Genomic DNA, 14,149 nt, shown 5'->3' with positions numbered 1-14,149 from the left:
GTTCGTCTCCCCTTGGAGGTGTCGGTCCGCTGGAGGTGTCAGTCCGCCGTCCGGCCGAGCTGCCGATCGATGAAGTCGAAGATCTCGTCGGTGCTGGCCGCCTGGATGCGGTCGCCGACCCGGGCCCCGTCCCCGTCCTCTGCTCCGTCCTCTTCGGCGGCCCACCGCGTCAGCAGTGCGCGGAGCCGGACGGTGATCCCGGCGCGCTCCTCGGGGCCGCCGTCGAAGGCGACGAGGGCCTTCTCCAGCCCGTCCAGCTCGGCCTCCGCCTGCCCGGTCGCGGCCGGGCGCGGGGACGGCGGCGCGGCGGCCGCGGGCGCGATGACGTCCAGGAGGTGCGCGACGAGCGCGGCCGGGGTCGGGTGGTCGAAGACCAGCGAGGTGGGCAGCCGCAGGCCGGCGGCGGCGTTGATCCGGTTGCGGAGCTCGACCGCGGTCAGCGAGTCGAAGCCCAGCTCCTTGAACGGGCGGTCGGCGTCGATGGCGGCCGGGTCGGGGTGCGCGAGGACGGTGGCGGCGTTCTCCCGGACGAAGGCGAGCAGCGCCGGCTCCCGGTCCCGCTCCGCGAGCCCGGCGAGCCGCTGCGCGAGGGTCGCGCCGCCCGCCCGTCCGGCGGCCGTGCCGCGCCGCGCCGCGGACCGGAACAGCCCGCGCAGCATGGGCGGCGCGTTCTCCGGCGCCGTCCGGGTGTTGAGCCGGACGGGCACCGGAACGGCGTGGGGCAGCGTGATCGCGTCGTCGAAGAGCGCCAGGCCCTGCTCCGCGGTGAGCGGGGCCACGCCGGACCGCGCGATGCGGGTCCGGTCGGTTCCGGCCAGCTCGCCGGTCATGGTGCTGGTGTCGGCCCAGAGTCCCCAGGCGAGCGAGGCGGCGGGCAGCCCCCGGGTGCGGCGGTGGTGGGCCAGGGCGTCGAGGAAGGCGTTGGCGGCGGCGTAGTTGGCCTGGCCCGGCCCGCCGAGTGTCCCGGCGAGGGACGAGAACAGCACGAACGCGTTCAGGTTCAGGTGCGCGGTGAGTTCGTGCAGGTTCCAGGCGGCGTCCACCTTGGGCCGCAGCGCCGCGTCCAGTTTTTCGGGGGTGAGGGCGTCGATCGTGGCGTCGTCCAGCGCCCCGGCCGCGTGGACGACGGCGGTCAGCGGCACCCCGGACAGCACGCCGGCGAGCGCCTCGCGGTCGGCGGCGTCGCAGGCGGCGATGGTGACGCGGGCGCCCAGCCCGGTGAGCTCGGCCTCCAGTTCGGCCGCCCCGGCGGCGCCGGGGCCCTTCCTGCTCGTGAGCAGCAGGTCGCGGACGCCGTGCTCGGTGACCAGATGCCGGGCCAGCAGCGCGCCGAGCGTGCCGGTGCCGCCGGTGATCAGCACGGTGCCGCCGCCCGCGACGTCCGGCGGCGGGAAGGTCAGCACCAGCTTGCCGGTGTTGCGGGCGTTGCCGAGGTAGCGGAACGCGTCCCGCGCGTGCCGGACGTCCCACGCCGTGACCGGCAGCGGCCGCAGGTCGCCGCTCTCGAACAGCCGGTGCAGGTCGGCGAGCATCTCCTGGATCCGGTCCGCGCCGGCGTCGGCCATGTCGAACGCCGTGTAGCGGACGCCGGGGCGGGCGGCCGCGACCGCGTCGGCGTCCCGGATGTCGGTCTTGCCCATCTCCAGGAAGCGGCCGCCGGGGGAGAGCAGGCCCAGTGAGGCGTCCACGAACTCGCCGGTGAGGGCGTTGAGGACGACGTCGACGCCGCGCCCGCCCGTGGCGTCGCGGAACTGGTCGGCGAACTCCAGCGTCCGGGACGAGGCGATGCGGTCGCCGGGGTAGCCGAGCGCGCGCAGCGTGTCCTGCTTGGCGGTGCTCGCCGTCCCGTAGGTCTCCGCCCCCCACAGCCGCGCGAGCTGCCCGGCCGCCATGCCGACGCCGCCCGCCGCGGCGTGCACGAGCAGCCGCTCGCCGCGCCGTATCCCGGCCAGGTCCGCGAGCCCGTAGTAGGCCGTGAGGAAGACGACGGGGATCGCGGCGGCCTGCGCGAACGTCCATCCGGCCGGCACCCGGGTCAGCAGCCGGTGATCGGTGACGGCGGTCGGCGCCATGCCGCCGCGGAACAGGCCCAGCACCGCGTCGCCCGGTGCCAGCCCGGTGACGTCGGGCGCGACCTCCAGCACGGTGCCGGCCGCCTCACTGCCGATCATCGGCACGTCGCCGGGGAACATGTCGAGCGCGATGAGGACGTCGCGGAAGTTCAGGCCGGCGGCGCGGACGGCGACCCGCACCTCTCCAGGCTCCAGGGCGCCGGTCTCCGGCAGGGGGACGAGGTCGAGGCTGTCCAGGGTGCCCTTCGCCGTCGCGTCGACCCGCCAGGCGGGCGAGTCCGGCGGCACCAGCGCCGCCGAGGCGTCCGCCCTGGCCAGGCGCGCCGCCAGCACGGCCGTGCCCCGGACCGCCGCCTGCGGTTCACCGGCCGCCAGCGCCGCGCGAATGCCGTGGTCGGTGGCGGCCTCGTCCAGGTCCAGCAGGACCAGCCGGCCGGGATGCTCGGTCTGCGCGCTGCGCAGCAGCCCCCACGCCGGGGCGGCGGCCAGGTCGGTGAGGTCGTGTCCGGTGCCGGTGGTGACGGCGCCCCGGGTCACCACGGCGAGGCGCGCGTCGCCGAACCGGTCGTCGGCGAGCCACGCCTGCACGTCCGCCAGCAGGCGGCGCAGCCCCGCGTGGACGGCGGACGGCACGTCCTCGCCGTCCGCTCCCGGATACGGCAGGAGCACCACGTCCGGAGCGGGGAGCCCCGTCGCCAGAGCCGCGCCCAGCGACGCGACATCGGCGAAGGCGGGCGCTCCCGACAGCCCCGGGACGTCGCCGCCGACCACCGCGCAGGTGAGGCCGGGGGCGGGCGCCGCGTCGACGTCCTCCCAGGAGAGGGCGAACAGCGACCGCCTGCCGCCGCGCCCCGCCGCGGCGAGCCGCCCCGGCGAGATCGGCCGCAGGAACAGCGAGTCGACGGTCAGCACGGGCGCGCCGGCGACATCGGTCGCGGCGATCGACAGCTCGTCCGGCGAGGACGGCGCGAGCCGCACCCGCAGCTCGGTCGCGCCGGACGCGTGGAGGGTGACGCCGCTCCACGAGAACGGCAGCCGCAGCGTGCCGCCATCGGCGTTCTCCAGCGCGAGCGCGTGCAGGGCGGCGTCCAGCAGCGCCGGGTGCACGATGAACCCGTCGGCGCCGGCTCCGGGGCTGTCCGGCAGCGCGACCTCCGCATACACGTCGTCGCCGGACCGCCACGCCGCCCGCAAGCCCTGGAACGTCCGGCCGTAGCGGTAGCCCCGGGACGCCAGCCGCTCGTACGCGTCGTCGAGCGGGATCGGCTCGGCCCCCGGGGGCGGCCACGCCTGCGGGAAGGGGGCGGACGCGCCGGGCGCGTCCGGGGACAGGAACCCGGTGGCGTGCGTCGTCCACGCGTCGTCGTCGCGCCGCGAGTGCACGGTCACCGCGCGGTGCCCGGACTCGTCCTCGGCTCCGGCGACGACCTGCAGCGCGACCGTGCGCTCGGCCGGCAGCGCGAGCGGCTCCTCGATCGTCAGCTCCGCCAGATGCGGGCATCCCACCTGGTCGCCCGCGTGCACGGCGAGTTCGACGAGCGCGGCGCCGGGCAGCAGCACCGTCCCGTGGGCCGCGTGGTCGGCCAGCCAGGGTTGCGCACCCGCCGACAGCCGCCCGGTCAGCACCAGCCGCCCGTCGTCGGCGGACTCAACGGCGGCCGCCAGCAGCGGGTGGCCCGCGCCCGCCAGTCCCGCGCTCACCAGGTCGGCGCCCGCCGCCGACGCGGCCAGCCGGTACCTCTCGCGCTCGAAGGCGTAGGTCGGCAGATCGACCCGCCGCGCGGACGGCCCGGACGCGGGCCGCCAGTCCACCGGCGCCCCGCACGCGTACGCCCCGGCGAGGGACAGCAGGACGCGGCGCATGCCGCCCTCCCCGCGCCGGAGCGTGCCCGTCGCGACGACGTCGAGCCCGGCCCGCTCCGCCGTCTGCTCCACCCCCATGGTGAGGACGGGATGCGGGCTGACCTCGATGAACGCCCGGTGGCCCGCGTCGAGCAGCGCCTCGACGGCGCCGGTGAGGCGCACCGGTTCGCGCGCGTTGGAGTACCAGTACGGCGTGCCCAGCTCCGGCGCGTCCACGAACCCGGCGGTGACGGTCGAGCAGAACGCGACGCCGGCCGGCTCGGCGCGCACGTCGCCCAGCTCCGCGAGCAGCCGCCGTTCCAGCGGATCCACCTGCGCGGAGTGCGAGGCGACGGTCGAGGCGAGCACCTTGGCGCCGATCCCGTCGTCCTCGCATCCGGTCACGAACTCCGCCAGCGCCTCCAGGTCGCCGGCGACGGTCGTCATCGCGGGGCCGTTGAACCCGGCGAGGCAGAGCCGTCCGTTCCAGGGCGCCAGCCGGTCCCGGACCTGCTCGGCGGGCAGCGGCACCGACGCGACCGCGCCCTTGCCGACCAGGGTCTCGGCGAACAGCCGGCTGCGGACGGCTATCACCTTCGCCGCGTCCTCCAGCGACAGGATGCCCGCGACGTGCGCGGCGGCGACCTCGCCCTGGCTGCTGCCGACGACGGCGGCCGGCCGCACCCCGTGCGACCGCCAGACCTCGGCGAGCGCGACCATCACGGTGAACAGCGCGGGCTGGAGCACCTCGATCCGCTCCAGCGACGGCGTGCCGGGCTTCCCCAGCAGGACGTCCGTCAGCGACCAGTCCAGGTAGGGCGCGAAGGCGCCGGCGCAGGCCGCGACCCGTTCCCGGAAGACCGGCGACGACTCCAGGAGCTCCGCCGCCATCCCCGGCCACTGCGCGCCCTGACCGGGGAAGACGAACACCACGCCGGCCGGCTCGGCGTCCGTTCCGGTCGCGGTGCCTGGCGCGGGCTCCCCGCCGGCCAGGGCCGCGAGACTCTCCCGCAGGCCGGCGCGGTCGTCGCCGACGATCACGGCACGGTGCGGAAGCGCGGCGCGCGTGGTGGCGAGGGAGAAGGCGATGTCGGACGCGTGGAGCCCTGGGTGGTCGTCGATGTGCGCGAGGAGCCGGCGTGCCTGCGCCTGGAGCGCGGTGGGCGTCTTCGCGGACAGCGGCCAAGCATGCGGCCCCGCCTGCGGTTCCGGTTCGGCTTCGGGTTCGGCTTCGGGTTCGGCCTGCGGGGGCTCTTCGAGGACGAGGTGGGCGTTGGTGCCGCTGATCCCGAACGAGGAGACGGCGGCGCGGCGCGGGTGGTCGGTGTCCGGCCAGGGCTGGGGCTGGGTGAGCAGGCTGATGGCTGCTGTGTCCCAGTCGACGTGGGGTGTGGGCTGGTCGATGTGGAGGGTTCTGGGCAGCCGTCCGTGCCGCATGGCGAGGATCATCTTGATGACGCCTGCGGCGCCTGCGGCGGCTTGCGTGTGGCCGATGTTGGATTTGATGGAGCCGAGGTGCAGGGGGGTTTCGCGGTCTTGCCCGTAGGTGGCCTGGAGTGCTTGGGCTTCGATGGGGTCGCCGAGGGTGGTTCCGGTGCCGTGCGCCTCGACGGCGTCGACGTCGGACGGGACGAGACCGGCACTGGCGAGGGCCTGCCGGATGACCTTCTGCTGGGCGGGCCCGTTGGGCGCGGTGAGCCCGTTGCTGGCGCCGTCCTGGTTGACCGCCGACCCCCGGATGACCGCCAGGACGGGATGGCCGTTGCGCTCCGCGTCCGACAGCCGCTCCAGCAGGAGCAGCCCGGCCCCCTCGGAGAAACCCGTGCCGTCGGCGGCGGCGGCGAAGGACCGGCACCGGCCGTCCGGCGCGAGCGCGCGCTGCCGGCTCAGCTCGACGAAGACCTGCGGCGACGCGATCAGCGTCACGCCCCCGGCGAGGGCGAGCGAGCATTCGCCGTTGCGCAGCGCCTGGGCGGCCAGATGCATCGCGACCAGGGAGGACGAGCACGCGGTGTCGACGGTCACCGCGGGGCCTTCGAGCCCGAGCGTGTAGGCGACCCGCCCGGAGGCGACGCTGCCCGCGCTGCCGTTGCCCACGTACCCCTCGAACTCCGGCGGGACGGGGCGGACGTGCGAGCCGTAGTCGCCGTACATGACCCCGGCGAAGACGCCGGTCTGCGTACCGCGCAGGGCGGTGGGGTCGATGCCGGCGCGTTCGACGGCCTCCCAGGCGGTTTCGAGGAGGAGGCGCTGCTGCGGGTCGGTCGCCTGCGCCTCGCGGGGGCTCATCCCGAAGAACGCCGGGTCGAAGTCGTCGGCGTCGTAGACGAAGCCGCCCCGCCGCACGTACGTCTTCCCCGGAAGCTCCGGGTCGGGGTCGTAGATGTCGTCGGTGTTCCAGCCGCGGTCGGCCGGGAAGTCCCCGATGGCGTCGGTGTCGCCGGCGAGCAGCTCCCAGAGGTCCTCGGGGGTGTGCACGCCGCCCGGGAACCGGCAGCTCATCGAGACGACCGCGACGGGCTCGTGCGTCCCCGACTCCAACTGCTCCAGACGCCGCCGGGCGCTGTGCAGATCGGCCGTCACCCGCTTCAGGTACGCCCGGAGCTTTTCCTCGTTCGCCATGGTTGCAGACCCTTCAGAGCTCGTTGTCGATGAACGAGAAGATCTCGTCGTCGGAGGCGGAGTCGATGCGGTCGGTCACCGTCTCGGCGCCGTCCCGGTCGGCGGGCCGGCCGCTCAGCCGGGCCAGCACCCGCTCCAGGCGCGCGACCAGCAGCGGCCGCGTCTCCCCGTCCTCCGGAAGGCCGGCCAGCACGGACTCCAGCCGGTCGAGTTCGGACACGATCGGATGCCCGTCCGCGTCGCCGCCGACGCCGAGGGCGTCCCGGATGTGGCCGGCGAGGCTGCGCGGCGTCGGGTGGTCGAAGACGAGGGTGGCGGGCAGGCGCAGCCCGGTGGCGGTGCCGAGGCGGTTGCGCAACTCGACGGCGGTGAGGGAGTCGAACCCGAGTTCCTTGAACGCCTGACCGGGCGGGATGGAGGCCGCCGAGCCGTGCGCCAGCACCCCGGCGACGGCGCCGCGGACGACCTCCAGCAGGATGCGGTCCTGCTCGTCCCGCGAGGCCCGGGTGAGCCGGCGGAGCAGGCCCGGCGCGTCGCCCGCCGGCGTGCGCCGCACGGCGGGACGGATCACCTCCCGCAGGATCGCCGGGACCGTGCCGGGTCGCGCGGCGTTCGCGAACCGCGCCGCGACCGCGACCGGACGGTCGTGCGCCAGCGCGGCGGTGAACAGCGCCCGCCCCTGTTCGGCGGTGAGCGGGACGACGCCCGTTCTCGTGATCCGGGCGTGGTCGGTGGTGGTGAGGGTGCCGGTCATGGTGCTGGTGTCGGCCCACAGTCCCCAGGCGAGTGAAGTGGCCGGGAGGTTGTGGGTGCGGCGGTGGTGGGCGAGGGCGTCGAGGAAGGTGTTGGCGGCGGCGTAGTTGGCTTGTCCGGGCGAACCGAGCGTCCCGGCCAGGGAGGAGAACAGGACGAACGCGGTGAGGTCGTGGTCGTGGGTGAGTTCGTGCAGGTTCCAGGCGGCGTCGACCTTGGGCCGTAGGACGGCGTGGAGCCGCTCGGGGGTGAGTGTGTCGAGGACGGTGTCGTCCAGGACGCCGGCCGCGTGCACGACTGCGGTCAGTTGCATGTCGCTGAGGAGGTGGGCGAGCGCGTTGCGGTCGGCGGTGTCGCAGGCGGCGATGGTGACGTTGGCGCCCAGTTCGGTGAGTTCGGTTTCCAGTTCGGCCGCGCCGGGGGCGTCCGGTCCTTGCCGGCTGGTGAGCAGCAGGTTGCGGGCGCCGTGGTGGGCGACCAGGTGCCGGGCGATGTGGGCGCCGATGGTGCCTGTGCCGCCGGTGATGAGGACGGTGCCGTCCGGGTCGAGATCGTGCAGGCGGGGGTCGGGGGCGTCGTGGCGGGTGATGCGGGGTGCGGTGAGCCGGCCGTCGTGGAGGCGGAGTTCGGGTTCGCCGGTGGCCAGGACGTCCCGGATGTGCTCCTCGTTCGGCACTTCCGGGTGGTCGGTGTGGAGCAGGGTGATGCGGTCGGGATGCTCGGATTGGGCGGTGCGGACGAGTCCGTGCGCAACCGCTTGCCGAAGCGTGTCGTCGGTGAGGATGACCAAGTGGGCCTCTTGGTCGAGGTGCTGCTGGAGCTGATGGAGAGCGTGCTCGGCGACGGCGTGCGCAGACCGGACGACGTCGTCGTCCTCCTCGTCGGTTCTCAGATCGAGGACCTGCCAGTGGCCGGGAGGTGCACTGTCGCGTGTCTCGACCGGCGTCCACTGGACGTCGAACAGCGGAAGGCTGTCCGGCGCGGACAGCGCCGCCGTGTCGAGAGGACGCAGGACGAGCCGGTCCACGGTGGCGACGGGCTCTCCGGTGTCCCCGGTCAGGGTGAGGGCGATGCTGTCCGAGCCGGTCCGCGCGATGCGGGCGCGCAGGACGGTGCCGGGCCGGGCGTGCAGCGTGACCCCGTTCCAGGAGAAGGGGACGTGCACTCCCTCGTCGTGGTCGAGTGCCAGCACGTGCAGCGCGGCGTCGAGCAGGGCCGGGTGGAGGCAGAAGGCGTCGCCGCCGGTGCCCTCGGGGAGCTCCACTTCGGCGTACAGGTCGTCGCCGTGCCGCCAGGCCGCCCGCAGGCCCTGGAACGCCGGCCCGTAGTCGTATCCGCGTTCGGCCAGTTCGTCGCGGACGTCCGCGACGTCGACCGGGGACGACTCGGGGGGCGGCCACGCGGCCGGTCCCTCGGCGGGGCCGCCGCCCTCCGGGGTGAGCACCCCGGACGCGAACCGGACCCAGGCGGCCCCTTCGGCGCGCTCCGCTTCGGTCATGGCGTGGACGCCGAACGCCCGGTGGCCGGAGCCGTCCGCGCCCTCGACGGCCACCTGCAGGTGGACGCCGCCGGATTCGGGGACGGCCAGCGGCCGTTCGAGGTGCAGTTCCGCGACGCCACCGCACCCGACCTGCTCGGCCGCGTGCAGCGCCAGTTCGACGACCCCGGCCCCGGGGAGCAGGGCCGACCCGGCGATCGCGTGGTCGGCGAGCCACGGCTGGGCGTCCCGGGAGAGGCGTCCGCTGAGGATCACGCGGTCGCTGCCGGCCAGCGTCGTCGCGGCGCCGAGCATCGGGTGGACGCCGTCCGCCGTCTCCGCCCGGTTCGGGGCGGCGAGCCAGTAGCGGCGGCGCTGGAACGGATACGTGGGCAGGTCGACACGCCGGGGCCTGAGCGGCGCGAAGTAGGCGTCCCAGTCGACGACCGTGCCGAGCGCGGCGCCCGGGCCCGTGACGGGGACGAACGCGGCCTCGTCGAGCACTTCCCGGGCGAGGGTGGTGAGGGTGCCGCGCGGTCCGAGTTCCAGGTAGGTGGTGACGCCCAGGTCGTCCAGGGTGGTGAGGGCGTCGTGGAAACGGACGGCCTCGCGGGCGTGCCGCACCCAGTAGCCGGCGCTGTACTCCTCGACCGTGGCGCCGGTGAGGTCGGAGATGATCGTGATCGCGGGCGCCCGGTAGGTGAGCCGTTCGGCGACCTCCCGGAAGCCGTCGAGCATCGCGTCCATGTGCGGCGAGTGGAACGCGTGGCTGACCCGGAGCCGCCGGTGCCTCCACCGCTCGGCGATCCGCAGGGCGGGCGCCTCGTCACCGGAGATGACCACGGAGGCGGGGCCGTTGACGGCCGCGATGGCGACCCCGCCGGTGAGGTGGGGAAGGACCTCCTCCTCGGTGGCTTCGAGGGCGATCATGGCGCCGCCGGCGGGCAGGTCCTGCATGAGGGTGGCGCGGGCGGTCACCAGCGCGGCCGCGTCGGGGAGCGAGAGGACGCCCGCGACATGGGCGGCGGTGAGCTCGCCGATCGAGTGCCCGAGCAGGACGTCGGGGGTGACGCCCCAGTGCCGCAGGAGGCGGAACAGCGCGGTCTCGAAGGCGAACAGGGCCGGCTGGGTGTAGCGAGTCTGATGGATCTCTTCGCCGTCGCCGTCGTCGCCGAGCAGCATCCCGCGGAGGGCGGGGTCGAGGTGCTCGCAGACCTCGTCCAGGGCCTCGGCGAAGACGGGGAAGGCGTCGTACAGTTCCCCGGCCATGCCGGGACGCTGGCTGCCCTGACCGGTGAAGAGGAAGGCCGTCCTGCCCGTGCGGACCTGCTGGACGGTGAGGGACTCCAGGGCCGCGAGGAGTTCGTCGCGCGTACCGCCGGTGGCGACGGCGCGGTACTCGTGGTCGGAGCGGCCGGTGGCCAGCGAGTAGGCGACGTCCGCGATGTCGAGTTCGGGATGCGCCCGGACATGCTCGCCGAGCCGGTGTGCCTGTTCTTGCACGGCCTGCGGCGTCTTGGCGGAGATGACCCAGGGCACCAGAGCGGCGGCGGGCGTCTCGTCCCGTTCCGGGACGGGCGGGGCCTGTTCGAGGACGAGGTGGGCGTTGGTGCCGCTGATCCCGAAGGACGACACGGCGGCGCGGCGGGGGTGGTCGGCGTCCGGCCAGGGTTGGGGCTGGGTGAGCAGGTTGATGGCTGCCGTGTCCCAGTCGACGTGCGGCGTCGGCTCGTCGATGTGAAGGGTCTGGGGGAGGTGCCCGTGCCGCATGGCGAGGATCATTTTGATGATTCCGGCGGCGCCCGCGGCGGCTTGGGTGTGGCCGATGTTGGATTTGATGGAGCCGAGGTGGAGGGGTGTGTCGCGGTCTTGGCCGTAGGTGGCGAGCAGGGCTTGGGCTTCGATGGGGTCGCCGAGGGTGGTTCCGGTGCCGTGGGCTTCGACGGCGTCGATGTCGGCTGGTCCGAGGTGGGCGTTGGCCAGGGCCTGGCGGATGACTCTCTGCTGGGCGGGCCCGTTGGGTGCGGTGAGTCCGTTGCTGGCGCCGTCCTGGTTGATCGCTGATCCTCGGATGACGGCGAGGACGGGGTGGCCGTTGCGTTCGGCGTCGGAGAGTTTTTCGAGCATGAGGAGTCCGGCGCCTTCGGACCAGGTGGCGCCGTTGGCGGTGGCGGCGAAGGGTTTGCAGTGTCCGTCGGGGGCGAGGCCGCGTTGGCGGCTGAATTCGATGAAGACTTGTGGGGTGGCCATGACGGTGACGCCGCCGGCGAGGGCGAGGGTGCATTCGCCGTTGCGGAGTGCTTGGGCGGCCAGGTGCATCGCGACTAGGGAGGACGAGCAGGCGGTGTCGACCGTGACTGCGGGGCCCTCGAACCCGAAGGTGAAAGCGACCCGTCCGGAGGCGACACTTCCCGCGCTCCCGCTGGAGATATAGCCCTCGAAATCCGCGGGCACGTGATGGATGCGCGATCCGTAGTCGTTGTACATGACGCCGGTGAAGACGCCGGTTTGGGTGCCGTGCAGGGTGGTGGGGTCGATTCCGGCGCGTTCGATGGTTTCCCAGGCGGTTTCGAGGAGGAGGCGTTGCTGGGGGTCGGTGGCGAGGGCTTCGCGGGGGCTCATTCCGAAGAATGCGGGGTCGAAGTGGTCGGCGTCGTGGAGGAATCCGCCGTGGCGGACGTAGGTGGTTCCGTGGTTGTCGGGGTCGGGGTTGTAGAGCTTTTCGGTGTCCCAGCCTCGGTTGGTGGGGAAGTCGGTGATGGCGTCGGTGCCGTTGTTCAGGAGTGTCCAGAGGTCTTCGGGGGTGCGGACGCCGCCGGGGAACCGGCAGCCCATCCCGATCACGGCGATCGGCTCGTCAGTGGCGGAGCGGGCCGGGCCGGTGGCGGCCGGAACCGGAGCCGTCTCGCCGAGCAACTGACCGCGCAGGTAGTCGGCGAGGGCTTCGGGGGTGGGATGGTCGAAGATGAGGGTGGCGGGTAGGCGCAGTCCGGTGGCGGTGCCGAGGCGGTTGCGTAGTTCGACGGCGGTGAGGGAGTCGAACCCCAGTTCCTTGAACGAGCGGTCGGAGGCGATCGCGTCGGTGGAGTCGTGGGCCAGGACGGCGGCAACGGCACCCTGGACGATCTCCACGAGAACCTGGCTCTGCTCTACGGAGGGCTTTCCGGCCAGTTGCCGGGCGAGCGGCGTCCCCGGGGACGCCGTCCCCGCTGCGGCCGTACGCCTTACCGGTGCACGGACCAGAGCACGGAAGAGCGGCGGTGGCTGCTCCCGCAGCGCACGGAGATCGAATTCCGCGAGGACTTGCGTCGCCTCCGGTGAGGCGAGCGCGGCGTCGAAGAGCGCCAGCGCGTCGGACGTCGACATGGGGGCGACGCCTGTTCTGGTGATCCGGGCGCGATCCGTCCCGTGGAGGTGAGCGGTGAGCCCGGTGCCGTCGGCCCACAGTCCCCAGGCGAGTGAAGTGGCCGGGAGGTTGTGGGTGCGGCGGTGGTGGGCGAGGGCGTCGAGGAAGGTGTTGGCGGCGGCGTAGTTGGCTTGTCCGGGCGAACCGAGCGTCCCGGCCAGGGAGGAGAACAGGACGAACGCGGTGAGGTCGTGGTCGTGGGTGAGTTCGTGCAGGTTCCAGGCGGCGTCGACCTTGGGCCGTAGGACGGTGTGGAGTTGGTCGGGGGTGAGTGTGTCGAGGACGGTGTCGTCCAGGACGCCGGCCGCGTGCACGACTGCGGTCAGTTGCATGTCGCTGAGGAGGTGGGCGAGCGCGTCGCGGTCGGCGGTGTCGCAGGCGGCGATGGTGACGTTGGCGCCCAGTTCGGTGAGTTCGGTTTCCAGTTCGGCCGCGCCGGGGGCGTCCGGTCCTTGCCGGCTGGTGAGCAGCAGGTTGCGGGCGCCGTGGTGGGCGACCAGGTGCCGGGCGATGTGGGCGCCGATGGTGCCTGTGCCGCCGGTGACGAGGACGGTGCGGTCGGGGTCGAACGGTGGGGCTTGCTCGGGCGGTGCAGTGTCGCGGCTGATGCGGGGTGCGGTGAGTCGGCCGTCGTGGAGGCGGAGTTCGGGTTCGCCGGTGGCCAGGGCGTCCCGGATGTGCTCCTCGGTGGGCGGCTCGTGGCCGTCCGAGTGGAGCAGCGTGATGCGGTCGGGATGCTCGATCTGGGCGGTACGGACGAGTCCGTGCACCGACGCCTGCTGGAGCGTGTCGTCGGTGAGGACGATCAGGTGCTCCTCTTCCCCGAGGTGTTGCTGGAGCCGATGTAGGGCCTGCTCGGCAACGGTGTGTGCAGAGAGGACGACGTCGTCCTCCTCCTCGGTCCTGAGATCGAGGATCTGCCACTGCTCGGGGGCTGAGCTGTCGCGTGCCTCGACCGGCGTCCACTGCACGTGGTGCAGGGGCCGGTTGCTCTTGAGGGCGTCCGGCGAGAGGGGACGCACGCCGAGCCGGTCGATCGTGGCGACGGGCCGGCCTTCGGGGTCCGCGAGGGTGACCCGGACGCTGTCGGGCCCGGTGGGCGTCAGCCGGACCCGCAGCATGGACGCCCGGGTCGCGTGGAGTTCCACGCCGGTCCACGAGAACGGCAGGCGCTGCGGGCCGTCCTCCATGGCGAAGGGGTGGAGGGCGGCGTCGAGAAGTGCTGGGTGGATGCCGAATCCGGTGATGTCGGCGTCCTCGGGAAGGCGGACCTCCGCGTACAGGACGTCGCCCTGCCGCCAGGCCGCTCCGAGACCTTGGAAGGCGGGACCGTAGTGGTATCCGCGCTCGGCCAGCCTGTCGTAAGCGTCCTCGATATCGATCGCGGTCGCCCCAGGTGGCGGCCAGGCCGCGTTGAGTTCCACCGGCTGCGGATCGGCCGGACTGAGCGAGCCCGTGGCGTGCCGTGTCCAGGGCCGATCGGGCGAGTCGTCCGGGCGTGAGTGGAAGGCGATCGTGCGGACGCCGCCGCCGTCCGCGTCCGGCGGGCCGACATGCACTTGGAGGTGGACGCCTCCCTGCTCGGGGATGACGAGCGGCGTCTCGATGAGCAGCTCGTCCACCCGGTTCGCCCCCACCTGGTCGCCGATGTGGAGAGCGAGATCGAGATAGGCGGCCGCGGGGAACAGCGTCGTGGCGCCAACGGCGTGATCGGCGAGCCAGGGATGGGCGCCGATGCTGAGGTGCGCGGCCTGCACCAGGCCGTCCTGCTCGGGGAGATCGAGGGCGACGTTGAGAAGCGGGTGCGAGGTGGCCGTGAAGCCGAGGTCTCTGGCGTTCGGCCTTGGAGTCAGCCAGTAGCGGTGGTGTTGGAAGGGGTAGGTGGGGAGGTTGGTGGGGGTTTGTTGGGTGTGGGTGGTGGTGGGTTTCCAGGGTGTTCCGTGGGTGTGTGCTTGGGCGGCGTTGTGGAGGTAGTGG

2 protein-coding genes are annotated in these 14,149 nt (G+C 73.7%); both read right to left on the bottom strand.

Annotated features, from left to right (window positions below; genetic code table 11):
* Positions 1–38: 38 nt before the first annotated feature.
* Positions 39–6,536: an SDR family NAD(P)-dependent oxidoreductase gene (locus tag ACA511_RS00010; RefSeq protein WP_375021895.1), complete on the bottom strand. Its 6,498-nt coding sequence runs from the start codon at positions 6,534–6,536 to the stop codon at positions 39–41.
* 13 nt (positions 6,537–6,549) lie between these two features.
* Entirely contained in the window at positions 6,550–14,025 is a 7,476-nt protein-coding gene (locus ACA511_RS00005) for an SDR family NAD(P)-dependent oxidoreductase (RefSeq protein WP_375024656.1), read from the bottom strand.
* Between the last annotated feature and the right edge of the window lie 124 nt (positions 14,026–14,149).

It is taken from the genome of Actinomadura sp. GTD37, assembly GCF_041951365.1.
In the GTDB taxonomy this organism is placed as follows: Bacteria; Actinomycetota; Actinomycetes; order Streptosporangiales; family Streptosporangiaceae; genus Spirillospora.
This window is presented reverse-complemented; position numbering and strand designations above follow the sequence as displayed.